Raw genomic sequence first — 22,620 nt, 5'->3', positions numbered from 1 at the left:
TTATAATTGAAATCAATAATAACGATAATTAGAATGCAAACAGTTCTTATTTATCGGTATGTGTAATGTCTCGCGTTTTAGTTGTTGATGATGATATTCAATTGTGTGAATTACTGGGTGAAGTGTTAGAAAATGAGGGGTATCACGTTGATACTGTTCATTGCGGTGAATCCGCGCTTGAGTTTATTCAATCTCACCCTGTCGATTTGGTTCTACTCGATGTAATGCTTCCGAACCTAAGCGGCATTCAAGTAGCAAGACGTATTTGTCAGCGTTTTGCTACTCCCATTCTTATGCTAACCGCGCTTAACGACGATGCCTCAATGCTCGATGGCTACCAAGCAGGCGCCGACCAGTACATCGCTAAACCTTTCAATGTTCCTGAACTCTTAACCCGTATTAAGGTGATCTTGCGCCGAGTGGGTTTTGAACGCCAAAGACAATCTTTAGCTTCCTCTAATCACGGCTTGTGTGAACAACTCTCTCGTTTGCCATTAACTGGCACTGAAAAAGACTTGCTTGATTATTTGGTCAAAAATGACGGTATTGTCGTCTCAAAGTCTGATCTGCAAATCCATGTACTCAAGAAAGAATTGTGTCCCTTCGATCGTAATTTAGATATGCATATCAGCAATATACGTAGAAAGCTCGTTCAGGCAGGTTTGTCTAAACAACATATAAAAACCGTTCGTGGTAAAGGTTACAGTTACCTAGAGTCGGTCGGAGCATGAGTAAAAAACTGCTGCGTTACCCTGATTTTATTGCTAAGCGTAAAGACGGACTCACTTTCCAACTGTTCAGTTACCTGACCGTCATTTTGGTGAGTATTTTGATCCTGCAAGGTGTCGCTGAAAGAGCCTTGATGAAAGCGCTGCTTAAAGTCCCAGAATCGGTAAAAGCGGAAATGCTCGACCTTGCTTACCAAGCGAATGTGTTGATCGAAGAAGGGGACATGGATGAACTCGCGGACTGGGGTAATGCTCAGCAGTATTATCTGTTCGTCATTGATAAAGACAATCGTCCGATCACACATCGTCACATGCACCCACATTTTGAATTTAAGCTCAAATACTTAAGAACGTTAGATCACCAACTTAGTGATCGTGTGAGTAAGCCGATCTTCGGCCTACCACTGGATAACGGTAAAACACTGGTTATCCAACTACCGCACCAGTTTCATCCCGCAAAATCTTTTGCGCCATATTCCTATATGCTTAAAGCATTGATTGCATTGGTCGTATTGTCTCTGTTCTCGATTATCATGGCCAAAAGCCTTCAGCAACCGTTGGATAGATTGAGAGAAGCGAGCCGCAGACTGGCTCAAGGTGACTTCACGGTCAGTGTGGTGTCGGAGTTGAACTCCACCACGCGTGAATTCAACGAGCTTGCACACGATTTTGATTATATGACCTTTGAGATTAAATCTCTGGCTGAAAAGCAACGTTGTTTGATTCGTGATGTCTCACACGAGTTAAGAACACCATTAGCAAGGCAAAACCTCGCACTACACCTGCTGCGCAGCAAGGTTGATGATAAAAGCATTGGTTTGCTAGAACGAATGGAAAATGAAACAGAAGAGATGAATAAGCTGGTGGGTGAGATACTTGAATTTAGCCGCTTAGAAACCTCTCGCTATGACTCCAAGTTAAGTTTAATGCACCTTGAGCACTATTGTTCAATGTTGATCGCGCAGATGCAAAACGATTTAAAACCGAATCAAACTTTGATTGGTTCCCTAGAGACGCCGATATCAATGGTGAACGTTGATGAGAGGCTACTGCTTCGAGTCATTGGTAACTTGGTCGGGAATGCCATTAAATACGCGGGTGAGAACGCTCATGTGGTCGTGACGACATACGAACAGGTAATGGATAGACGTTACAGTGTAATATCTGTAGAAGATGACGGTGACGGTATTCCTGATAACAAGATTGCAGGTATATTCGACCCGTTTACTCGTATTGAATCAGCAAGAGACAAACGGTCTGGTGGCTACGGTCTGGGCCTTGCGATTGTTAAAGAAGCGATGGGTGTGATGAATGGACATGTAACTGCTGAGAATAGAGAAGGTGGGGGGCTGAGAGTGAACTTGATGTTCCCAATCGGTGATTAGCTTTCCCTATTGATAATTACCTTAAATTGATAACTGTCCCAACTCAGTAGTACTGACTTAAGCGATACCCAATAAAAACGCCACTGCATCTGCAGTGGCGTTTTTCTTTATGCGCTTTGGTATGGGCTAGGCGTAGCCATTAATTACGCCTGAGCTTGAAGACAAGAGCATAAGATAAGCGAGACTATGCCTGTTGGCGAGCTAGCTTAACTTCTTCTTCTTTCTCACCTGCTGCTGGGTCGTTGAAGCGAGACTCGTCTAGAGCGCCTTCAGACTTAGCAACGATGATAGATACGGCACTATCACCTGTGATGTTTACAGCGGTACGAATCATATCAAGAAGGCGGTCAACACCCATGATTAGAGCAATACCTTCAAGCGGCAGGCCAACTTGGTTCAATACCATCGCTAGCATAACAAGACCAACACCAGGGACACCTGCAGTACCAACAGACGCCAGTGTCGCCGTTAGGATAACCATTAGGTAATCACCCATTGAAAGGTCGATGTTGTACGCTTGCGCGATAAACGCCGTCGCAACACCTTGCATGATTGCAGTGCCGTCCATGTTCACAGTTGCACCTAGTGGTACTGTGAAAGAAGCGACTTTGTTGTCTACGCCCATACGGTTCTTAGCCGTTTCCATAGTTACTGGAATTGTTGCGTTCGAAGATGCTGTTGAGAATGCAAACATGATTGCATCTTCCATCTTACGTAGGAACGTAATCGGACTAAGCCCTGTGAATCCTTTAAGCATCGCACTGTAAGTCACCAAGCCATGCAACAGCAGGGTACCAGCAAGCACTAAGAAGTATTCTGCTAGGTTCCAAATTGCACCTAAGCCAAGGCCAGAGAACAGTTTCGCCATCAAGAAGAATACGCCGTAAGGAGCAAGGTTCATTAGTAGCGCAACTAGCTTCATGATCACTTCGTTTAGATCAGAGAAAACTGCAGCGATACGTTCACCGGGTTTGCCCGCTGCACTGATTGCGATACCAAACAACACTGCAAATACGATAACTTGTAACGTTTTGCCCTCAGCCATCGCCTGAATAGGGTTGGTTGGGAACATGTCGATGATTACTTGGCCCAGAGAAGGGGCATCCGCTGATTTGAAAGAGCTTGCAGCAGTAAGATCCGCACCAGCTCCAGGTTGGAACAGGTTACCGATAGTTAATGCTAGAGTGATGGCAACGGCAGTAGTACCGATATAAAGTGCAAGCGTTTTGCCACCCATACGGCCAAGAGTTGATAAGTCTTTAAGAGAACTTGTACCGCACACTAGTGAAACGAAGACTAGAGGCACAACAAGCATTTTTAAACTGGCGACAAAGATTTGTCCGCCCACTTCAAAGAGTCCGTTAACGATGTAGTTGTTAACAAATCCGTTGTCTGCAAAAAGGGATTGAATGGCGAATCCCGTTAATATACCTACGACCATACCGAGGATTACTCGACCAGTCAGAGACATAGGTTTCTTGGTATTCATTTAGAACACTCCTTATTATTTATAACTTTGATACCTTTTCAAAGTGAGCAGGAGATTAGCAGTCGGATAATCAATTCGAAAAACAAAAAATGAGTTTGGAATTATAGATGTGATCAAAATCACTGATAATTGTGTAAATTAAACAAATAAAAACAAAATAATTCACTATTAATTTACATCTATCGAGGGTTTTATACATAAATTTGTCGTTTCAAAGGTAGTAAATAAGAAGAGATGATTTTCTTATCAATCTTCACGTCTTCAATTGACTGAACAAATACCGTTGTTTCAAAAAATTCGGTGAAGATAACCAGTCGATTTACGTCCATGAGCCTTAACTATTTGTATTGAATGGTTTTGTTGAACTCCTCAAATATGACTCACCGACAGGCCTTTACAAAACTTTACGAATGCAAAGAATGTAAATTTAATGCAAATGGTAATAGTTATCACTTATATTCACTCCCGAAATAATTCAGTGGTACCGGCAACGGTTCAGCGAACACATCGAATAAATAACAAAGTGTTCGTCTAAAAGAATAAAAGCGGAGTAAAGGACATGTTTTCAAAGAGCCCATTGGCTTTAGTGATCGGCGCAGTATTAGCTTCACCAGCAGTATTGGCAGAAACAGTAAAAACAGACGAGCATATGGTTGTTGAAGGTCGTGACTACGGTTATAAAGCCGACACGAACACAACAGCAATGCGCATGGAGGCGACTCAATTAGAGACTCCGGGACAAGTTTTAGTAATCGATGAGCAAATCATCGATGAACAGCGTGCAACAACGCTTGGTGACGTGCTTAAGAATGACGCGAGTGTAAGTGCTGGCGGTACAAGCCGTAACCGTGAACGTTTCTCTCTACGTGGTTTCTCGGTAGAAAGCTCTTCGGGCTTCCTTAAAAATGGCCAGCAACATTGGTCTCACTACCGTCAACCAATCGAACTGCTAGAGCGTGTTGAAGTACTAAAAGGACCTTCTGGTCTTCTTTACGGTATTTCTGCACCAGGTGGTTTGATCAACATGGTAAGCAAAAAGCCAACTTACGATACGCAAGTAAGTGTTAGCCAAGATATTGGTTCTAATGACCATTCTCGTACAACGGTAGACGTAAGTGGCGCTTTGAACGACGCTGAAACTCTACGTGGTCGCGCGATTCTATCTAAAGAAAGCTACGGCTCTTGGAGAACTTATGGTGACGGAACTGAACCACAAACAGAACGTTTTGTTGGTGGTGTATTCGTTGATTACGATGTAACTGAAGACGTGACAGTTTCTGTTCATTACGACAAAACTAACGACGAAGGTAGCGTAGATTCTGGCGCTTTATACACGCTAGACGGCAACCGAGTAGGTAGCGACAAGCACATCTGGGATGCACAGTGGTCACAGATCGAGAATGATGTTGAGAACGTTGGTTTTGATATTGCTGCTAACCTGACTGATACATGGTCATTAAAAACAGGTTTCAACTACCAAGATTTCGAACGTATTGATATGGAAAGCTACCCAAGCTTTTCAAATATGAATCCTGATGGTACGGGCACCGTGACTCAAGGCGGTAACTACCGTCATGATAAATGGCGTTTCAGAACGGCTTACGTTGATCTAACAACAACCGCTGATCTTGCGGGCACAGAGCACCAACTATTATTCGGCGCTAACTGGTTAGGTTACAGCTATTACCGTGGTATGGATCGTTTCAGCAGCGGCGAATACGCGCCAGATGCAACGGTACCAGCACCGTCAGTGGGTCCAACATCGCTAGGCAAGATGAGCACTTACGATACTTGGGGTTTCTACATTCAAGATCTGATTACTATCAATGACGAATGGCAAGTTCTTGCGGGCGCTCGTTTCGACCGTAAAGTAAGTGATGGCGTTGCAGAAGAAAACGTAGCACCTAAGCTTGGCGTGATTTACCACCCAGCATCAAACGGTAGTATCTACGCTTCTTACTCTGAAAGTTTCGAACCACAAGGTGTTGTGTCTAGCGGAAGCCGCAACTACACCAACGATGGCGAACTTCTTGACGCAGCAACGGGCGTGTCTTACGAAGTCGGTACTAAGTGGGAACTGATGGACGAACGTCTATTCGTTTCTGGTGCGGTATTCGATATTACCCAAGAAAACATTTCAATGGATGTAGAAGACACTTCATCAGGCGATTGGACGAAGACACAAGGTGGCGAACAAGTTCACCGTGGTGCTGAGCTAGCCGCACAAGGCTTTATTTCAGAGCGCTTCTCAATGTCTGGTTCTGCAATGTACTTAGATGCTGAAATCACGAACCATGAAACATATGAAGGTAACCGTCCAGTAGACGTACCTGAGTTTGCAGCAAGCGTTTGGTCTACCTATGCAGCAACAAACGAAGTTGATGTGAACCTGGGTCTTATCTACGAAGGTTCTCGTTACGGCGATAGCGCGAACACATTCAAGAAAGACGGCTACGCACGTGTAGATATGGGTGCTGCATACACGCTTAAGTACGACGATTCTCTTGATTTCGTAGCGCGTCTAACAGTCGAGAACGTATTTGATAAAGAATACCTAGCGGGTGGCGGTTCAACATCTTCAAACCACCAATTTGCTGAAGACGTAGTAATCGGCGAAGGCCGTAACTACATGGCGACTTTACAGGTAAAATACTAATTTGTTAGTAGGGTACTATTGTTAGCCTAAATACTAAGGGGAAAGTTTCGGCTTTCTCCTTTCGTGATTCTGCTATTCAGTAAAATATCCCTAGTAATGCGAGTGACTTTTAATGATAATGAGAGTGCTTATCAATAATGGTATTTATCAATAAAATGTATTTGACCTTCTTCTATAGTAAATGACTACAATTATGAATCTTTTAAAAACTAGCCTAGCGCTTGCCATCAGTTTGGTTGCAACGTCTTCTATGGCAAACAGCTTGGATCAAGCTCAATCAATTCAAAACAAGACCAATAACGCGTCGGCTTCGAGCCAAAAGGTTATTGATAAAAGCTCACAAGCGACTTTAATGCTGCAAGCTGAGATTGAGCGTCTGCAAGAAGAAGTTAAAAACCTAGAAATCTATCACGATCACCTTGCTGCATTAGTTGAGAGCCAAAACCAAGAAGCTCAAAGCATTGAAGAGCAGATCGAAGAAATCAAATACACACGCCAAGGTGTTGTGCCATTGATGTATCAAATGATCGATGGTCTTGAACAGTTGGTAGAGAAAGACGTGCCGATTAAGAAAGAACAGCGTCTAGAAAGAGTAGAAAAGCTACAAGCAATGATGACTCGTGCTGATGTGAGTGATGCTGAGAAGTATCGTCGTATCCTGGAAGCTTACCAAATCGAGATGGACTACGGCATCAAGCTCGGTGCTTACCAAGGCCGTGTCGCATTGGCGAGTGATAAAACAATCGAGGCAGATGTTCTGCACCTAGGTCGTATCTCTTTGGTGGCTCGTAACCTAAATGGCAGCCAATATTGGTCTTGGAATCAAACACAAAATCAGTGGCAAGAGCTAGATTCTTCAATGAAATCTGAGCTAGATAAAGCTTACGACATTGCAAGCCAACAAGCGGCGCCAAGCCTAATTACTTTACCTGTTTCTTTAACTGTTGCGGAGGTTAAGTAATGAACTTAAAGCCATTAGCAGCATTGCTTTGCATTACATCACTTTCATTTTCAGCTTTCTCTGCATCAGATACGACGGCTCAGCTAGTTAATAAAGCAAAATCAGAGAGTCGAACTCAAGCTTCTCACAACGTAGTGCGTGAAGCTGATTTCAAAAAGACAGAACAAGAACTGAAAGCGATCAAAGCTCAGCTTGAAGCGAAGCGTACGTCTATCCAAGGTGCGACAGATGTTCTGACTCAAACGTTCAGTGATAACGAAAACAAGCTTGCTCGCTTAGAAGAGAAGCTGCGTTTAGAAACCGGTAGCTTAGGCGAGCTGTTCGGTGTCGTTCGTCAAAACGCAAAAGAACTCGGCGCAGAGCTTAGCTCAACCGTGAATAGTGTTGATCGTGCTGAACACACTGCAACTGTTGATCAAATCATTGATGCTAAATCACTGCCTTCAATGCCACAGCTGACCGGTTTGTGGATGAGCATGGTTGAACAGATCCAAGCGAGTTCTGAGCTTAGCAAATCTCAAATTGCATTCATTAATGGTGAAGGCAATACAAACAAGGTTGACGCTTACCGACTAGGTTCGATTGGTCTTGTGACAGAGCAAGGCTATGTTAGCTGGAACACTCAGCGTGAAGATGCGATCGCTTACCTTAAGCAACCATCAAATGGCCCAACGTTGGCATCGCTTTCTTCACTTGTGGATGGTGAAGTATCTAATGTAGTCGTCGATCCCTCACGCGGATTCATGCTAGAACAATTGGCTTTGGAACCAAGTCTAACTGATCGCCTTCAAGCGGGTGGTGTGGTTGGTAAAGTGATTCTTGGCCTACTAGCGATTGGTCTAATCATCGCATTGGTTCGCGGTATTTCTCTCGCTATCGCTCGTCAAAAAATTCGCGCGCAACTTAAGAACCCTGAGCAAGCGGGTGATAACCCACTAGGTCGTGTTCTTGCGATGTACAACAAGGAACAAAACCAAACGGTTGAAGCGTTAGAGTTGCGACTTTTAGAAGCGGTAGTTGATGAGCAGACTCACCTAGAGAAAGGTCTATCGATGCTTAAGCTATTGGCGGCACTAGCACCAATGTTGGGCCTTTTAGGTACAGTAACCGGCATGATCGAAACATTCCAAGTGATCACTCAGTTTGGTAATGGCGACCCTAAAGTTATGGCGGGTGGTATCTCGATGGCGCTTGTAACTACGGTACTTGGTCTGGTTGCGGCAATGCCTCTTCTACTGGCACACAACATTCTTAGCACTCAAGCAGAAAACATTCGCAATATTCTTGAGAAGCAAGGTATTGGTCTTGTTGCTGAGCAGGCTGAAAAGACCGTTGAATCAAACGCTGTTGTTTCACCAGTTGGGACTGCTGCGTAATGGATATTTTGTCGGGTTCTCTATTACCAGCGAGTTGGTTAACGAGTGACTGGCTGCTGTCTTTATCAAGCTTTATGGAGCAGGGCGGTTTCGTCCTGTGGTGGCTAGCGGCTGTCGTCCTAGTGTATTGGGTGCTTGTGGTAGAACGTGTGCTTTATCTTGCGTTCTACTTTCCTAAGCAACGCCAAGCTTGGATAGCGAAATGGCATGAAAGAGAAGATCACTCTTCTTGGCATGCCAAAGCCATTCGTGAAGGTTGGTTAGGGCAAGCGAGTATCTTGCTTAACCAAAACTTGAATTTTATTAAGCTGTTAGTCGCTATTTGCCCGATGTTGGGCTTGCTAGGCACTGTAACCGGTATGATCTCTGTTTTTGATGTTATGGCGACACAAGGCAGCAGTGACCCTAAATTGATGGCTTCAGGTATCTCGTTAGCAACACTGCCAACCATGGCAGGCATGGTTGCAGCGTTAGCGGGCATGTTCGTTCACGCTCGCTTAGCGAAAGTATGTAACCGCTTAGAATTGAAATTAGAAAAATCTTTAAGGAGTCAACGATGAGACTCGGTCGACGTCATTCTAAAAACGAAGAGGCTCAAATAGACCTTACTTCGATGCTTGATATTGTCTTTATCATGCTTATTTTCTTTATTGTGACCAGTTCATTTGTTCGTGAATCAGGGGTGGAAGTCAATCGCCCACAAGCGTCTAACGTAGTAAGCCAAAAGGATGCGGGTATCTTTGTAGCGATTACGTCTGCGAATGACATCTTCATCGATAAACGTGTTGTTGATGTTGAACGTGTTCAAGCGACGTTAGAGCATTTATTGCTAGAACAACCTGATGCTTCTTTGGTCATTCAAGCGGATGAACACGCTTACAACGGAACCGTTGTTAAAGTGATGGACGCCGCTAAAGGTGCGGGTGTTAAAAACATTGCGCTTGCTGCTGAAAAGCGATGATCTTGGAGGATCTTCATAAATGATTCGCCTATTTCTTGCTTTACCGCTAGCGGGTGCATTGGGCTTAGCACTGTTTTCTTTCATGGCTTGGATGGTCGATAATGGCCACCAACGTTCACCAGACGATAGCGAGACGTTAAGTTTCAACATGGTAATGGTGGAACAAGAACAAGAAGTTCAAAGAAGACAACGTGCAGTCCCTGAAAAACCAGAAATGCCAGAGCCGCCACCGGAAGCGCAAACGTCTCAGTCACAAGCTGAAGTTACGCCTCTGAATTCGATGTCTTCATTACCTTCTTTGGATTTGAATACATCCATTGACGGCCTAGCGATTAACGCGCCGACATTTTCTGATTTTGGGTCAAACCAACAAGCAATGCCTCTGTATCGAGTAGAACCTCGTTACCCACCTAAAGCGCTGAAGCGTGGCGCTGAAGGCCATGTGATAATGTCTTTTACCATCGACGAAACGGGACGCCCAATTGACATTCAAGTCACTGACGCAAACCCACGTCGTATGTTTGAACGTGAAGCGATGAGAGCACTTAAAAAATGGAAATATCAACCAAAAGTCGTCGATGGAAAAGCGATAGCTCAGGTTGGTCAAACCGTGAAACTAGAGTTTAAGTTGGCAAAATGATGAAACAGATATGGATATTAGTGGGCTTGTTGTTAATGCCCCTTACAACACAAGCGCAAGAGCTATCTCAATATACTGCCATTCGTGTTCAAAAGGCGCATAAGCTTGCTCAAGATGAACAGGTTAAACAGGCGATTGATGTACTCGCAGGCTTGGAGCTTTCTAAAGGTTACGACAAAGCATACGTAGCTCGTATGCTAGGTGTTTTTTACTGGCAAGATGGCAAAACCGATAAGGCGATTAAGCAGCTTACATACGCCGTCGATACCAATTTGCTGGTGGATGAACAAGCTTGGATAACGAAGCGTATGCTTGCGGATCTGTTATTAAACGATCAACAGTTCAAAAACGCGCTTCCACATTACTACGAGTTAGTAAAAACAGCGCCAGAGGCAGAAAAGAAAGACGTGCTTTGGATGCGAATTGCACAAGCGGAATACCAAATCGAAAACTGGTCAAAAGTACTGGTTGCTATTGGTAATCGCGACAAGTTCAATGCGAAATCAGAACTGTCGCCTCTTTCGCTAAAATTGGGTGCACAACTACAGTTAAAGCAATGGAAGCAATCTATTCCAACACTGGAAAGCCTGATTGAACTTCAGCCAGAAAAAGACAACTGGTGGCGTCAACTGGTTGGTATTCAACTTAGGTTAGATCGTAATCGTGATGCATTGAACACGTTAGCACTGGCTGATCTACAAGGTGTTGAGCTGAAGAACTCAGATCGCCGCTTGTTAGCGCAGCTTTACGCGAAACGTGGCATTCCAGAGCGCGCAGCACAAGAAATTAGTAAGTTAGATGATGCGAACAGCGATGTTCAACTTCTGGCTGAGCAAGCAACCTACTGGCAGTTAGCGAAAGAGTGGGACAGTGCTATTGAAGTATGGACGTTAGCGTCTAAAAAGGACACGCAATATCATTGGAATGTGGCTCAATTACTGGTTCAGCAAGGTTACTACGATCGTGCTCTGGTTGTTTTGGATAAAGTGAAAGACAAGAACAAGCAAGCTGATGTTGCTTTAGCGAAAGTACGTTCATGGTACAAGCTAAAGAATCTTGATAATGCTCTTGCTCAAGCGAAACGTGCGAACAACATTGAGCCTTCTTCTGAGGCAAAAGGTTGGATTAAATATCTGACTCAGCTAAGAACAGTGAGTGATAACGGCAACGTCTAACTGCGAATAGCACAACAGAAGACAAGAGAAAGTAATATAGAGAAAAGGGTGTCATTTGATGGTTCAAATGACACCCTTTTTAATTTTGGCGGTTAAAGCTTTTTGAACTTTATCGTTCCAATGCGGCAGTTAAGGCTCGCACATCGTGCCGCTGGACGTAGCACTTTGAATCACGCCGCTGGTATCAGCAACCCAATTAATGGTGCAGTCACGATAAGGGTTTTTGAATGCGTGTACTGTATAACCATTGTCTAACGGTTTCTTGGTTTCAATCCAAGCATAGTTTCGAGACGCCCAAAAACTGATAGGGCGTGAGCGTTCGGTGAGATAACGTTCTTGTACATCGGTTATGTCTGAACCGATGTATTGTTGAATATGTTCTTCCGTGCTGATTATTTGGCTGGTGCACGCCGTCACTAGCGCAGCAAAAGCCAAAACAAAAATACGCATTTCAAATCCTTTTAAGCTTCATTAGCTATCATCAAACCAGTGATCAAATAGTCCCAACTTTCTATCCTTAAAGCTACGACTGTTACCTTAAACCCATCTCAATCAAGCATGTTGAGATTGAGCTTTTTTGAGCTTTGACCCTGTTATCAATAACCTCTAATAAAACGAATCAAATCCCTTTAGTACACGTTAGCAAGAATATGCATACAGTTCGATTACTTCCCATGTAATGTTATGTAAATTTCCTTACGCCACTCGGCAAACGTAAACAATGTAAATTGAATGCCAATACGAATGATTATCAACTAAATTGTCGCCATAAAATTTATAGGTATTGGTTTGTATGTCGTTAAAAAGTAGGGCGGTTCAGTCATGGGCTCGTCGACTTCATGTTTATATTTCTATGGCGCTTCTGTTCGTGGTTCTTTTTTTCTCAGTAACCGGTATCACCCTGAACCGACCTGAGTTATTTGAATCAAGCCAACCCAATATCCAACGCTCTACGCTAACGCTTCCTACAAGTTTATTTACGGTTCAAGACGGACGTTTAAAAGCTGACGAGACAGCCTTTGAAACGTTTCTGTTCGAAGAAGCCAACCTCTCCGGCGTTCCTTCTGGTTTGGACATCTATGCAGAGATTGAAGATGGTGAGTTGCTCATCGGTGAGGTATCTATGGACTTCAAAGGACCCGGCTACAACGCTTCCGTTTTTGTTGACGTTACGTCTGAGTTTGTAGAAGTCGAAACCACTAATTACGGCGTTATCGCATTGTTGAACGATCTGCATAAAGGTCGTAACAGCGGTGAAGTATGGAAATGGTTTATCGATATCACTGCGCTATTGATGATCTTCTTTGTGCTTACTGGCGTGTGCTTACTGTTACCTAAGAAAAAGACGCTTAATACTTCCATCAAATGGACGGCGTTTGGGTCTGCAATCTCATTGGTTATCTATTTTGTCGCCGTGCCTTAACGCTTGATTCGATTGATGAATCGGATTGAAGAGCGAACTTAAGGTTAAACGGATTTAAAAGGTTGTTAAAAATGAAAAAAATGAACTGGAGCAAGGCGCTTCTTGCTTTATCTCTTTTGCCAAGCCTAGGTATGGCACAAGCGATTCCTGATACGGCAAAACTGGATGTCAGCTTTGAGCTTCCAAAGATTGATACCTCTATGTATGCACGTCCTTATGTGGCGGTGTGGGTAGAGAATAGCGAACGAAAGTCAGTGAAAACCATCGAGCTTTGGGTCGGTAAAGACGAATGGCTTAAGGATCTGCGCAGCTGGTGGAGAAAGGTTGGCCGTTACGATCGTGAACTGGTTGATGCTGTGACGTCTGCAACACGTCCTGCTGGCCAGTACCGTTTCGTGTGGGATGGTAAGAGCGACAGCGGTGAAACGTTAGAACAAGGCGAGTACACGGTTCATATCGAAGTGGTTCGTGAACACGGTGGCCGTAATTACCTTCGCCAAAAAGTATCACTCGCAGATTCAAACATATCTTACGAATTAAAAGCAACGGAAGAGACGGGTGAAATCACCCTGAACTACATCGCTAAATAGTAAGTGCGAACAGTAAAACCAAGCTGAACAGAATAGACAGTGGTCATCGTAGGCTCAGATAGAGCGACACGGCTAACAATTATGAATAATGGAATTGAACATGATGAAACAGACAAAAATCAAAGCACTTGCTCTAGCGGGTGTGATGGCATTCGGCCTAGCAGCAACGACAACGGCACAAGCTCACCCACGTTGGATTTTGCCATCTCACTTTACTGTATCTAAAGAAGGTGGTGATTGGCTAACGTTCGATGTTACTGCGTCTCACGGTACGTTTGTTTTTGATAAGCCTGCTGGCAGCGAAAATGCTCATGTCATCATGCCAGATGGCCGCAGCGAGCGTCCTAACTTCGTTATTCGTGGCAAGCGTCGTTCAATCTTCGACTTCTATTTTGAAGAAGAAGGTACACACAAAGTGGCGATCAACAACCAGCCGTCTTACTACACGCAATACAAAGCGGGTCGCCGTGACACGGTGAAGTGGATTAAAGCAAACAAAGCTGAGCGTGACTCAGTTCTGCCTGAAAAGTCACGTGACGTGGTAACACAAATCAGCTTCACCCGCGCAGAAAGCTACATCACGGTAGGTAAGCCAACGGATTCAGTGTTCAAAATTGAAGGCAAGCTTCTAGAAATGAAGCCTGTGACACACCCTTCAGATATCGTTGAAGGCGAACCTGTGACATTCCAGTTCTTCTACAACGGTGAAATCCAGAAAGACGTGAAAGCGGAGATTACTCGTGAAGGTACGCTTTACCGCAACCACCAAGAGCAGATTGATGTGGTGAGTGATGAGAACGGTGAAATCACGTTTACTCCAGACGTAGCAGGTCGTTACGTAATGAAAGCGAACTACAAAGGTGAGTTGATTGACAACCCACTGGCAGACAAAGCAAGCGCGAACGTTCACCTAACGTTCGAAACACTGCTTCAATAATCTGTGCTATCGGGGCTAGGTTCCTGATTAAGCAACCAAAAACTTAAGGGCTCATTTGAGCCCTTTATCGCTCAGTTTACTTCTGAGAATTTGCACTGTGGCTAGGGTACGAACCATGACAATAAAAACAAAACTTAACGCTTTAATGACTCCTTGCTTAGCATTGGGACTTGGTTTCGCTGCATTACCTGCGCAAGCACACTTTCCACTGATAAGCTGCTGGTTTGAAGGTAAGACTGTTGCTTGTGAAGCGGGTTATTCGGATGGCAGCAAAGCGATTGATTACGCAGTTGAGATGTACGATTACGAAGACAACTTGATTGCAAAAGAGATGACAGATAAACGTTCTATCGTTGAATTCCCACATCCTGACACTGAGTTCTACCTTGTGTTCGATTCAGGTCATGAGTTTCCAGTTGAAGTTGATGTTGTAGAGATCAGTGAAAAATGATGATTCAAAGCGTACGTGCTGATACGGGCGGCAGAGAGGGCAAATGGGTAGGACTGATCATTGTGTTCATCCTTTGCTTTGCAACTGTCGCAATCCCATTTCATCAGGCTGAATCCCACGTTAAAGCAGTGCTTGATCATCAAATTCTAGTGACTGATGTTGAACAAGAAAACTTGGCGATGCTATCAGAGCTGCGTTTAGCGCATGAAGAAATCCGTGACCTGCGCATGGACTCAGATGGTGAATGGCCGAGTGTTGCATCACTTAAAGATGAATGGGTTGCCCCGTTTGTAGAAGATCAGAGTTGGAAGCGCAAAGGTTCTCATGCTTGGGTACTGGACGAGCGTGGTTATTACTTTTCTACTCCAAGTGAACAAGCTACGCCTACCGATCATGGTTTTGCGGATTCCTTTATTTTAAATGCGAACAGCGTTTCTCCTGAAATCTGGATCTTCTTGGGCGGTGTAGCGAAACAGCCCGCTACTTTTGACCAACACACGCTAGAGTCTACGGGTTGGAAAATGGTCGTGAACGAATCAGAAATTGAACAGCATCATGAAAGCGATGCTCACTAATAATAAGAGAATTACTATGCGAATTATGACTCTGTTCATGTCGTTATTAGCGGTGTTCATGGCACCCAATGCATTGGCAAAAGAATATAAGATCGACAGCAACAAGCTGACGATTGGTATCACGCTTCAACCTTACTACAGCTACGTAAAAGCAGTAGTAGGCGACAAAGTGAACATCCTTCCTTTGGTTGATGCCGGCTTTAATCCGCATAACTACTTGCCACAACCGAACGACTTGAAGAGATTGAGCCAGATGGACGCCATCGTGGTAAACGGTATTGGTCACGATGACTTCGCGCTTAAAGTGATTTCAGCCGCGCAACGTGATGACCTAGTCGTGATCGAAGCAAACAAAGAAGTGCCTCTACTTCCTGCTCTTGGTCAGTCTGTTGGTCAAGGTGCCGTTAACCCACATACCTTTGTTGGGCTTTCGACAACAATTCAAAAGGTTTACACCATCGCGAGTGAGGTCTCTAAGCTCGACCCTGACAACGCGGCTTTTTATCGTAAGAATGCACGTAAATACGCAAAGCAATTTCGCTTTATGAAGCGCGATGCGATGTTGTCATTAGGTGAGTTAGATACTTCAGGTATGAAGGTGGCGACCACGCACAATGCGTATGGCTACATCCTTCAAGAATTTGGTGTGGATGTTGCGGCGGTGATTGAGCCTGCACACGGTGTTGAACCAAGTGCGAGCCAGTTGCAAGAAACGATCGAAAAGATCCGCGCATCGGGCATTGATGTGTTGTTCTACGAGCTAAACATGCCAAACCGTTTTGTTGACACGATTGAAGCGGAAACGGGTGTTCAGCTTTACCGTTTCTCTCACATGACGCATGGCGAATATGAAGACGACAAAGTCGAAGTTGAGATGCAGAAGAATCTCGAGACATTAATCGAAGCAATGAAATTTGCGGCGGCGAACCAAGCTAAAAGCGGGAACGCATAATGTTAGGTCCATCGATTTCAATCAATCAACTCGGTCTGCAATATGACAACAACGTCATTCTTGACGATATCTCACTAGAACTTAAAGCGGGTGAGTGCCATGTAATCATGGGGCCAAACGGCGGTGGTAAAACCTCTCTGCTACGCTCTGTTCTTGGTTTGACGCCTTTCTCTGGGCAAATCAATATTCATTGGCCAGAAAAGCCAAGTATCGGTTATGTTCCACAAAAAGCGACCTTCGAATCGAGCTTGCCTTTGACTGTCATGGATTTCGTGTTGCTTAACCAAACTCGAATTCCGCTATTTTGGCGTCGTAAGTCTAAGCAGTTGGATCTCGCACTCGCGCAATTGGATCGTGTGGGTATGGCGACTCGTAGCGATCGCAGAATGGGACAGTTGTCGGGTGGTGAGCAGCAACGCGTGCTGTTTGCCCAAGCGCTATTAGATAACCCAAGTCTACTGGTGTTGGATGAACCAACCACGGGTATGGACGAGCAGGGCGTTCGTTATCTTGAATCGTTAATTCGTGAATGTGTTAGTGAAGGTCGTACGATCCTTGCGGTACACCACGATGTCACGGCAGTGCGTCGACTCGAAGCGAACGTACATGTTGTGAATCGATTCTTGGTTGATAGTGGCCCACACGAACAAGTCTTACACCCAAGTAAAATCGAGAGCCTGTTCCAGCACTACAGCAGTGGCTCTGCGATGACCAAATCGAAGGAGGTTGCGTAATGGATTGGTTACGACAACTAGCCATTAGTGGCGTGGAAGCGGGCTGGTTATCAGACAGTTTCATGTATGCCTTCATGGTCAATGCTTTGGTTGCAGCGTTACTACTTGGTCCTCTGTTAGGTGGCCTGGGTACTTTGGTGATTGCTAAGCGTTTGGCTTTCTTCTCTGAAGCGGTAGGCCACGCGGCATTAACCGGTATCGCTATAGGTGTGTTGCTTGGCGAGCCACCAGAAAACCCAATTATTGGTCTGTTTAGCTTCTGTATGATCTTCGCGCTGCTTCTTCACTTTGTAAGAAACAGAACCAATGTGCCATACGATACTTTAGTTGGCGTTTTCCTTGCTTTAGCACTGGCAGTGGGTGCGGCATTGCTGATGTACGTGGCGCGTAAGATCAACATCCACATGCTTGAGAACGTACTATTTGGTTCGATTTTGACGGTAACAGACCAAGACTTAGCGATTCTCGCAGGCAGCTGCGCGATCATTATTTTGCTCTTGATACCGACGTTCAACCGTATTCTTCTAACCTGTATCAGCCCTGATATTGCCAAGGTTCGTGGTTATAACACCAGTTTCTACGACTACTTGTTTGTCATGATGATCACCTTAGTGACGATTGCAGCGGTGAAGATCGTAGGTGCTGTTCTGGTTGGTGCGTTATTGTTGATTCCAGGTGCGACCGCTCGATTGTTAACTAAACGTATGGGGAGCTTTGTTCTCTTGTCGGCATTACTCGCAACCATCGCATGTTTGGTTGGAACCGTGTTGCCTATGGAACTCAAACTGCCAGTGCCATCGGGCGCTTCAATCATCATCGTTTCTGCAACGTTTTTCCTAGCAGCAACGCTATACCGAATTGTAAGAAAGGCGTAATCATGACTTGTTTAATGAATCGTATCGCTAGCTCAGTAAAAGCAACGGCTCAAGTAGGTGTGCTTGGTAGTGTATTAATGGCTGGTTCTGTGATGTCACTGAACGTGAATGCAGAAGACATCCTAACCAGTACACCTGTGACTTATGCATTGGCGACAGAGCTAACCAAAGGCACGGACATTACGACCGAATATCTACCACCTAAGCGCTACGGTATTGACCGTCTGCCGAATTGGTTTGGTACCAAGGGTGCGAGTAAAGTGCTTCAATCGGGTGAAAAGGCGACCGTTGCGGTAACGTTGTCATCGATCTGGCAAGCCGACCCTACGTTTGTATACGCAAGACAGGGCAATATCCGTTTGGTTGAAGTGGATGCGGCTCAAGCGATTACACCGCGCGCGCAAGGTGTAGCTGCGCTGACGTTATCAAATGGTGAAGTGTCTAAATACGCGTGGTTAAACCCAACCAATCTAACGCGTATGGCGGCAATTGTGGCTGATGACTTTAAGTTGTTGTGGCCTGCGCAAGCTGAAACGATTGATAGCAACTTACAACGTGTGATGTTGGATGTTCGTGAACTGATCAACAAGCAGCAAGCAGTATTGCTCGACAATGACGTAGATTCAGTATTGTTGCTTTCAGAAAGCTTGGAAGATTTCGCCTCTGGCAGCCAACTGTTTGTTGAAGAACGCATGTTCAAAGCTGAACTGGAATGGACAGAGCAGGACAAAGCCAAGCTTAAAGAGATGTTTTCGGAAGATGATGCTCTATGGTTAGTTACAGCGAAAAAGCCAAGCAACTTGATTAAATCATTGGTACCGAATGAGCGTATCTTGGTAGTGGATTCTGTTGATCGTTGGGGCAGAGCGGGAATCAACGCAAAAGCACCGTTTGCCCGTTGGGAAGTGCAGCCATTCAAAGGCTAACCAGCGCGATTAAAAATGGTAGGATCAAAAAAGCAGCCCAATTTGAGGCTGCTTTTTTGTTCTTGTCTGTTGGCTCTGAAAAGAGTGTCAGACAAGAGGACTGCGAGTATAAACTTACTCTGCAGCTTTTGTCTCTTCAGCTTCAACAGTTGCTTCTACTGAACCTTCAGCTTGCTCTTGAGCTGCTTTCGCTTGTTCTTCAGCTTCCATTTTTGCACGGTCAGCTTTAGAGATGTAGCGAGGCTTGTTGCTACTATGCAGTTTAGAATTCGCCTGTTTCTGCTTCTTTTTTAGAATTTGATTGATTTTTTTCTTACGGTTCATTGCTGCATAGCCTTGTATTTAGTTTAGGCGGTGGAGGATAATCATTTTAGCTCTAGAACTCAATATTTACATGGTATTCAGCAAGGAAAATATCACTATGCAGTCAGTCGAGACCGAACGTTTAAGATTAAGAATGATCACACCTCAAGATGCGGCGTTTATTCAACGACTATACAGCTCAGAAGATTTCCTGCGTTACATTGGTGATAAGGAAATCAACGACACTGAAAAGGCTGTCGAGTACATTGAAAACAACATTCTTAAGATGCATGAAGAGAAGGGTGTCTGTTTGTTGATGGTTGAAATCAAAGAAACTTCAACGCCAATTGGTATCTGCGGATTAATAAAAAGAGACACCTTAGCGTCGCATGATATTGGCTACGGGTTTGCTCCTGAGTTTTATGGTCAAGGCTTTGCCCAAGAAGCCGCGGAGGCGATAATTGAACAAGCTAAGCAGAATGCTGATATCGATCATTTAGTTGCCATCACTACCTCTGATAACATTCGAAGTATCACACTACTGACTAAGTTAGGCTTTGTGTTCGAGCGAGTTGAAGATGTGATAAGCGAAAGCGTTAATCTCAACCTGTACGGTTTCTCATTAGGTAATTAAAACATGTTCCAACATAACAATATTCTACAAGGTGAGCTCGCAACGGAGTACAAAACCGTTATTGCGATGGTGCACATCTATTGCAAAGATCACCACGGTGAAGTTCGTCAGAATAACGCGTTATGTGAGGAGTGTGAGCAACTGTTGCGTTACGCCGAAACACGACTGGATAGATGTCCTTATGGCGAAGCAAAACCGACCTGTAATAAGTGTCCGATTCATTGCTATAAACCAGACCCGAAAGAGCAAATGCGATTGGTGATGCGCTATGCCGGGCCAAGAATGCTACTTAAGCATCCGATATTAGCGATTCGACATCTGATTCATGAGAAACGGAAAGTGCCTGAAAAGCCGTTGCCGAATGTGTCGAACCGCCATATCCGAATGAACAAGAAGTAAGTGGCGCTTTAAAGTAATTTCTAAAGAAATGCAAAAGGTCTGATTTCTCAGACCTTTTTTATGTAGATACGTTTTATCTAAGTTTGAATATAGCCAGGTAACTGAAACTTACGCCGCTTGAGGCTCTTCGTAGGTCACCGTTAGGTTGTTGATCCAGCGTCGGCTCAAGTAACGGTGTGAACAGATGGTCAATTTCACGACTTCTTCTACCAACATTAGACCATAGATGTATTTAAAGTCCCATTCAGCGACAAACGCGCCGTAAACACATACTGGAATGCCCACCATCCACATCGCGATGAAATCCATGCGAAGGCAGAACGCATTATCACCACCAGCACGAATAATACCGTTAATGATCACCATGTTGAGCATGCGAATCACGACCGCAAAGCACATGATCATCATCGCAGGTGAAGCAAGCGGGTATAAAGCGTCTTTGGTCAGGTTTAGCCATGACAGAACGTGCTCTTTACCCATAAACAATAGCAAGCCTACAACCGCACCAAAACCAACCACGGCTTTGATGAACGTCAGACCCATACTCATAGCGTCATCAAACTCATCACGACCGAGTGAGTGACCAAGCAACACGGAACACGCTACAGAAATACCAAAGAATATCGAGTAACACAGCGACTCAAAAGGCGCGAGCATAGAGAACACAGCAAGTTCCGTTGTGCCCATGTGACCGAAGATCATTTGGTATGCCATAGTACCCATTGCCCATAACACGGCATTCATCGTTAGTGGCAAAGCAATACGACGGTAAGATAGCCACAATGATGGACGATGTGGTGAGCTAGGCGTGGTTAACAACCAATGTTTACGCATGCGCATGTAGCTATACATCAAGCCGACTTGAATTGCGCGAGCGAGTGTCGTCGCTAGTGCTGCACCTGCTACGCCCATAGCGGGAATACCAAAGGCACCTTTGATTAGAACGAAGTTAAGCGCAATGTTGAGTGCAATGGTCACCGCGCCTAATAGTAGCGGGGTTACGGTGTCACCTGATGAGCGCATGCTTGCTTCTACCACGACCACAATGTGAGTCAGCAGAAGGACAGGGAATCCATACCACAGGTAAGTCGCGCCAAGTTCAATCACGGTTTGATCGCTGGTCTGCAACATCATTAAAAACTGAGAACCAAGAGTGATGATTGCAGTAACAGGCAGCAGAACTTTTAAGCCAAACACCATTGCGATAGATGATACCGTTCGCGCGCTTTTTCGGTCGTTCTTTCCCCAGTATTGAGCGACTAATGTTCCGTTTGCTGAGGCCAACCCTGCCATAATCATAATAGCAACGAAGTGCCATTTTGATGCAATTCCCACAGCCGCAGCTGCTTCCATACCATAATCACTGACCATTAATACGTCAGCAAGGGCAAGAATAGCGACAAGCGCACTTTGTAAAGCAACAGGTAAACCCAGTTTAACGATACGAGGTAAGATGCTCTCTGGCTTGTTATTCATAGATGAGTTAGGGTTGATGTTAGTTGTCATAAGCTCTCCGATTTATGGCAGAACTATAGTGATTTGAGCGAAGTAACAACATGTTTAAAAAACAACAAAACCTGTGCGAATCCGTCATTGATTCAATGAGACCAAAATCAACTTGGCATGATGATGTTTTTCTCGCTGAACAGTGCAAAGAACGTTTTTTGACCGTTGAAGATATTCCAGAGATGAAAAGCTTTGGTGTCTATATGGGCGGCATGGCGAAGCTATATGATGGCTACTGGGTTGAGCGCGAATCCGTTAATGTTCATACGTTGATTTTCACTATGGAAGGTGGCGGCATTCTAACAACCGCAACATCGGTCCAAGCGATTACACCTTATACACTCGTGGTGCTTCCTGCTGAAACCCCATTTCGTTTTGAACTCGATCCTCAATATAATTATTGGAAAATGGCGTGGATGCTGACGCCTGACACCAAGCAATGGCAGCACATAGCAAGTTTAGGACAGGGGATTGTGCCTTTTGGAGAGTGTGAGCAGATCTGGTCATTAATGAACTTGGTTTACTTTGAGATAGGCGGTAGAGCCAGTTACCGTAAGTTACTCTTGAGTGAAATTATCCGAACATTGACGGGGTTTGAGCCTAAGTCGACCAGCACCACTGAACGTGTTCAAGCGCTCTATAACGAAATTGAAAGTAGTCTGCATCAGCCATGGACAGTGGCAGGGATGGCTGAAAGAGTGTTTATCAGTGAAGAGCAACTCAATAGAGTCACCAAGACGCTATTCAACCTCTCACCACGCAGTAAATTGATTCAATTACGCATGGACAAAGCCACCAGTCTACTGAAATATCAAGATTGGTCAGTTTCTATGATTGCTAATCGCTTAGGCTACAAAGATCCTTATAACTTTTCGCATCGTTTCAAAAAGCATTTCGGTTTGTCACCCAGTCAATATCGAAAGAGCCATCGACTTCTTGGTTAG

General features: G+C 44.6%; 25 protein-coding genes. 21 read left to right on the top strand and 4 right to left on the bottom strand.

Features of this window, described 5'->3' with window-relative positions; genetic code table 11:
• Positions 1 to 65: 65 nt before the first annotated feature.
• Positions 66 to 731: a response regulator transcription factor gene (locus LMH68_RS21070; protein WP_017062555.1), complete on the top strand. Its 666-nt coding sequence runs from the start codon at positions 66 to 68 to the stop codon at positions 729 to 731.
• The gene (locus tag LMH68_RS21065) at positions 728 to 2,113 is read left to right on the top strand and encodes a sensor histidine kinase (protein WP_229647490.1); all 1,386 of its coding nucleotides are present in this window, start codon (positions 728 to 730) and stop codon (positions 2,111 to 2,113) included. Before LMH68_RS21070 ends, LMH68_RS21065 begins: the two co-directional genes overlap by 4 nt.
• Positions 2,114 to 2,297: 184 nt before the next feature.
• Here LMH68_RS21065 and LMH68_RS21060 read toward each other — a convergent pair whose 3' ends face one another.
• Positions 2,298 to 3,602, bottom strand: coding sequence for a dicarboxylate/amino acid:cation symporter (locus tag LMH68_RS21060; protein WP_017062553.1), 1,305 nt, complete (start codon positions 3,600 to 3,602; stop codon positions 2,298 to 2,300).
• 559 nt (positions 3,603 to 4,161) lie between these two features.
• Between LMH68_RS21060 and LMH68_RS21055 the strand changes: the two genes are divergently transcribed.
• The 7 genes from LMH68_RS21055 to LMH68_RS21025 all read left to right on the top strand — a co-directional run bounded on the left by LMH68_RS21055 (position 4,162) and on the right by LMH68_RS21025 (position 11,371).
• Positions 4,162 to 6,258 (top strand): TonB-dependent siderophore receptor, encoded by a 2,097-nt coding sequence (locus tag LMH68_RS21055; protein WP_017062551.1) that lies wholly within the window; start codon positions 4,162 to 4,164, stop codon positions 6,256 to 6,258.
• Positions 6,259 to 6,451: 193 nt separating this feature from the next.
• A complete protein-coding gene (locus LMH68_RS21050; protein WP_229647491.1) occupies positions 6,452 to 7,219 on the top strand; it encodes a DUF3450 domain-containing protein in 768 nt (255 codons plus the stop codon).
• Positions 7,219 to 8,595: a MotA/TolQ/ExbB proton channel family protein gene (locus tag LMH68_RS21045; RefSeq protein ID WP_229647492.1), complete on the top strand. Its 1,377-nt coding sequence runs from the start codon at positions 7,219 to 7,221 to the stop codon at positions 8,593 to 8,595. Before LMH68_RS21050 ends, LMH68_RS21045 begins: the two co-directional genes overlap by 1 nt.
• The gene (locus LMH68_RS21040; protein WP_010429842.1) at positions 8,595 to 9,155 is read left to right on the top strand and encodes a MotA/TolQ/ExbB proton channel family protein; all 561 of its coding nucleotides are present in this window, start codon (positions 8,595 to 8,597) and stop codon (positions 9,153 to 9,155) included. Before LMH68_RS21045 ends, LMH68_RS21040 begins: the two co-directional genes overlap by 1 nt.
• Entirely contained in the window at positions 9,152 to 9,556 is a 405-nt protein-coding gene (locus tag LMH68_RS21035; RefSeq protein ID WP_004731145.1) for an ExbD/TolR family protein, read from the top strand. The genes LMH68_RS21040 and LMH68_RS21035 overlap by 4 nt, the downstream gene beginning before the upstream one ends.
• Positions 9,557 to 9,575: 19 nt before the next feature.
• Positions 9,576 to 10,196: an energy transducer TonB gene (locus tag LMH68_RS21030; RefSeq protein ID WP_017067523.1), complete on the top strand. Its 621-nt coding sequence runs from the start codon at positions 9,576 to 9,578 to the stop codon at positions 10,194 to 10,196.
• The gene (locus LMH68_RS21025) at positions 10,193 to 11,371 is read left to right on the top strand and encodes a tetratricopeptide repeat protein (RefSeq protein WP_229647493.1); all 1,179 of its coding nucleotides are present in this window, start codon (positions 10,193 to 10,195) and stop codon (positions 11,369 to 11,371) included. Before LMH68_RS21030 ends, LMH68_RS21025 begins: the two co-directional genes overlap by 4 nt.
• 129 nt (positions 11,372 to 11,500) lie before the next feature.
• On the opposite strand, the gene LMH68_RS21020 is transcribed toward LMH68_RS21025, so the two are convergent.
• Positions 11,501 to 11,821, bottom strand: coding sequence for a hypothetical protein (locus LMH68_RS21020; RefSeq protein WP_229647494.1), 321 nt, complete (start codon positions 11,819 to 11,821; stop codon positions 11,501 to 11,503).
• 343 nt (positions 11,822 to 12,164) lie between these two features.
• Here LMH68_RS21020 and LMH68_RS21015 point away from each other — a divergent pair, with 343 nt between their 5' ends.
• The 9 genes from LMH68_RS21015 (at position 12,165) to LMH68_RS20975 (ending at position 18,834) form a co-directional block, all read left to right on the top strand.
• A complete protein-coding gene (locus tag LMH68_RS21015; protein WP_229647495.1) occupies positions 12,165 to 12,794 on the top strand; it encodes a PepSY-associated TM helix domain-containing protein in 630 nt (209 codons plus the stop codon).
• Between the two features lie 71 nt (positions 12,795 to 12,865).
• Positions 12,866 to 13,384 (top strand): DUF2271 domain-containing protein, encoded by a 519-nt coding sequence (locus LMH68_RS21010; RefSeq protein ID WP_017062545.1) that lies wholly within the window; start codon positions 12,866 to 12,868, stop codon positions 13,382 to 13,384.
• A gap of 100 nt (positions 13,385 to 13,484) precedes the next feature.
• Positions 13,485 to 14,321, top strand: a complete 837-nt coding sequence (locus LMH68_RS21005; protein WP_229647496.1) for a DUF4198 domain-containing protein — start codon at positions 13,485 to 13,487, stop codon at positions 14,319 to 14,321.
• Between the two features lie 115 nt (positions 14,322 to 14,436).
• Positions 14,437 to 14,772, top strand: a complete 336-nt coding sequence (locus LMH68_RS21000; RefSeq protein WP_229647497.1) for a hypothetical protein — start codon at positions 14,437 to 14,439, stop codon at positions 14,770 to 14,772.
• Positions 14,769 to 15,347, top strand: coding sequence for a DUF6162 family protein (locus LMH68_RS20995; RefSeq protein ID WP_029235381.1), 579 nt, complete (start codon positions 14,769 to 14,771; stop codon positions 15,345 to 15,347). The genes LMH68_RS21000 and LMH68_RS20995 overlap by 4 nt, the downstream gene beginning before the upstream one ends.
• Before the next feature lie 16 nt (positions 15,348 to 15,363).
• Entirely contained in the window at positions 15,364 to 16,299 is a 936-nt protein-coding gene (locus LMH68_RS20990) for a metal ABC transporter solute-binding protein, Zn/Mn family (RefSeq protein WP_104216034.1), read from the top strand.
• Complete coding sequence (locus tag LMH68_RS20985) at positions 16,299 to 17,033, top strand: metal ABC transporter ATP-binding protein (RefSeq protein ID WP_017070975.1); 735 nt, start codon at positions 16,299 to 16,301, stop codon at positions 17,031 to 17,033. The genes LMH68_RS20990 and LMH68_RS20985 overlap by 1 nt, the downstream gene beginning before the upstream one ends.
• Complete coding sequence (locus LMH68_RS20980; RefSeq protein WP_065206162.1) at positions 17,033 to 17,908, top strand: metal ABC transporter permease; 876 nt, start codon at positions 17,033 to 17,035, stop codon at positions 17,906 to 17,908. The genes LMH68_RS20985 and LMH68_RS20980 overlap by 1 nt, the downstream gene beginning before the upstream one ends.
• Positions 17,909 to 17,910: 2 nt before the next feature.
• The gene (locus LMH68_RS20975) at positions 17,911 to 18,834 is read left to right on the top strand and encodes an ABC transporter substrate-binding protein (protein ID WP_229647498.1); all 924 of its coding nucleotides are present in this window, start codon (positions 17,911 to 17,913) and stop codon (positions 18,832 to 18,834) included.
• Between the two features lie 114 nt (positions 18,835 to 18,948).
• Here LMH68_RS20975 and LMH68_RS20970 read toward each other — a convergent pair whose 3' ends face one another.
• The gene (locus tag LMH68_RS20970; protein WP_017060973.1) at positions 18,949 to 19,158 is read right to left on the bottom strand and encodes a DUF2986 domain-containing protein; all 210 of its coding nucleotides are present in this window, start codon (positions 19,156 to 19,158) and stop codon (positions 18,949 to 18,951) included.
• A gap of 97 nt (positions 19,159 to 19,255) precedes the next feature.
• Between LMH68_RS20970 and LMH68_RS20965 the strand changes: the two genes are divergently transcribed.
• A complete protein-coding gene (locus LMH68_RS20965) occupies positions 19,256 to 19,771 on the top strand; it encodes a GNAT family N-acetyltransferase (RefSeq protein ID WP_017067858.1) in 516 nt (171 codons plus the stop codon).
• Positions 19,772 to 19,774: 3 nt separating this feature from the next.
• Entirely contained in the window at positions 19,775 to 20,170 is a 396-nt protein-coding gene (locus LMH68_RS20960) for a nitrous oxide-stimulated promoter family protein (RefSeq protein WP_017060975.1), read from the top strand.
• A gap of 108 nt (positions 20,171 to 20,278) precedes the next feature.
• On the opposite strand, the gene LMH68_RS20955 is transcribed toward LMH68_RS20960, so the two are convergent.
• A complete protein-coding gene (locus tag LMH68_RS20955; protein ID WP_136978233.1) occupies positions 20,279 to 21,676 on the bottom strand; it encodes an MATE family efflux transporter in 1,398 nt (465 codons plus the stop codon).
• Positions 21,677 to 21,726: 50 nt separating this feature from the next.
• Between LMH68_RS20955 and LMH68_RS20950 the strand changes: the two genes are divergently transcribed.
• Positions 21,727 to 22,620, top strand: a complete 894-nt coding sequence (locus LMH68_RS20950; protein ID WP_229647499.1) for an AraC family transcriptional regulator — start codon at positions 21,727 to 21,729, stop codon at positions 22,618 to 22,620.

Source organism: Vibrio sp. F13 (assembly GCF_020806305.2).
GTDB lineage: Bacteria > Pseudomonadota > Gammaproteobacteria > Enterobacterales > Vibrionaceae > Vibrio > Vibrio crassostreae_C.
This window is presented reverse-complemented; position numbering and strand designations above follow the sequence as displayed.

Excerpts from the sequence above, each read along its gene's own strand:
- LMH68_RS21010 (WP_017062545.1), top strand. The coding sequence starts at position 12,866 with ATGAAAAAAATGAACTGGAGCAAGGCGCTTCTTGCTTTATCTCTTTTG.
- LMH68_RS21025 (WP_229647493.1), top strand. The coding sequence starts at position 10,193 with ATGATGAAACAGATATGGATATTAGTGGGCTTGTTGTTAATGCCCCTT.
- LMH68_RS20985 (WP_017070975.1), top strand. The coding sequence starts at position 16,299 with ATGTTAGGTCCATCGATTTCAATCAATCAACTCGGTCTGCAATATGAC.
- LMH68_RS21065 (WP_229647490.1), top strand. The coding sequence starts at position 728 with ATGAGTAAAAAACTGCTGCGTTACCCTGATTTTATTGCTAAGCGTAAA.
- LMH68_RS20980 (WP_065206162.1), top strand. The coding sequence starts at position 17,033 with ATGGATTGGTTACGACAACTAGCCATTAGTGGCGTGGAAGCGGGCTGG.
- LMH68_RS20950 (WP_229647499.1), top strand. The coding sequence starts at position 21,727 with ATGTTTAAAAAACAACAAAACCTGTGCGAATCCGTCATTGATTCAATG.
- LMH68_RS21015 (WP_229647495.1), top strand. The coding sequence starts at position 12,165 with ATGTCGTTAAAAAGTAGGGCGGTTCAGTCATGGGCTCGTCGACTTCAT.
- LMH68_RS21050 (WP_229647491.1), top strand. The coding sequence starts at position 6,452 with ATGAATCTTTTAAAAACTAGCCTAGCGCTTGCCATCAGTTTGGTTGCA.
- LMH68_RS20960 (WP_017060975.1), top strand. The coding sequence starts at position 19,775 with ATGTTCCAACATAACAATATTCTACAAGGTGAGCTCGCAACGGAGTAC.
- LMH68_RS20990 (WP_104216034.1), top strand. The coding sequence starts at position 15,364 with ATGCGAATTATGACTCTGTTCATGTCGTTATTAGCGGTGTTCATGGCA.
- LMH68_RS21055 (WP_017062551.1), top strand. The coding sequence starts at position 4,162 with ATGTTTTCAAAGAGCCCATTGGCTTTAGTGATCGGCGCAGTATTAGCT.
- LMH68_RS21070 (WP_017062555.1), top strand. The coding sequence starts at position 66 with ATGTCTCGCGTTTTAGTTGTTGATGATGATATTCAATTGTGTGAATTA.
- LMH68_RS21030 (WP_017067523.1), top strand. The coding sequence starts at position 9,576 with ATGATTCGCCTATTTCTTGCTTTACCGCTAGCGGGTGCATTGGGCTTA.
- LMH68_RS21020 (WP_229647494.1), bottom strand. The coding sequence starts at position 11,821 with ATGCGTATTTTTGTTTTGGCTTTTGCTGCGCTAGTGACGGCGTGCACC.
- LMH68_RS21060 (WP_017062553.1), bottom strand. The coding sequence starts at position 3,602 with ATGAATACCAAGAAACCTATGTCTCTGACTGGTCGAGTAATCCTCGGT.
- LMH68_RS21035 (WP_004731145.1), top strand. The coding sequence starts at position 9,152 with ATGAGACTCGGTCGACGTCATTCTAAAAACGAAGAGGCTCAAATAGAC.
- LMH68_RS21040 (WP_010429842.1), top strand. The coding sequence starts at position 8,595 with ATGGATATTTTGTCGGGTTCTCTATTACCAGCGAGTTGGTTAACGAGT.
- LMH68_RS21005 (WP_229647496.1), top strand. The coding sequence starts at position 13,485 with ATGATGAAACAGACAAAAATCAAAGCACTTGCTCTAGCGGGTGTGATG.
- LMH68_RS21045 (WP_229647492.1), top strand. The coding sequence starts at position 7,219 with ATGAACTTAAAGCCATTAGCAGCATTGCTTTGCATTACATCACTTTCA.
- LMH68_RS21000 (WP_229647497.1), top strand. The coding sequence starts at position 14,437 with ATGACAATAAAAACAAAACTTAACGCTTTAATGACTCCTTGCTTAGCA.
- LMH68_RS20965 (WP_017067858.1), top strand. The coding sequence starts at position 19,256 with ATGCAGTCAGTCGAGACCGAACGTTTAAGATTAAGAATGATCACACCT.
- LMH68_RS20995 (WP_029235381.1), top strand. The coding sequence starts at position 14,769 with ATGATGATTCAAAGCGTACGTGCTGATACGGGCGGCAGAGAGGGCAAA.
- LMH68_RS20970 (WP_017060973.1), bottom strand. The coding sequence starts at position 19,158 with ATGAACCGTAAGAAAAAAATCAATCAAATTCTAAAAAAGAAGCAGAAA.
- LMH68_RS20975 (WP_229647498.1), top strand. The coding sequence starts at position 17,911 with ATGACTTGTTTAATGAATCGTATCGCTAGCTCAGTAAAAGCAACGGCT.
- LMH68_RS20955 (WP_136978233.1), bottom strand. The coding sequence starts at position 21,676 with ATGACAACTAACATCAACCCTAACTCATCTATGAATAACAAGCCAGAG.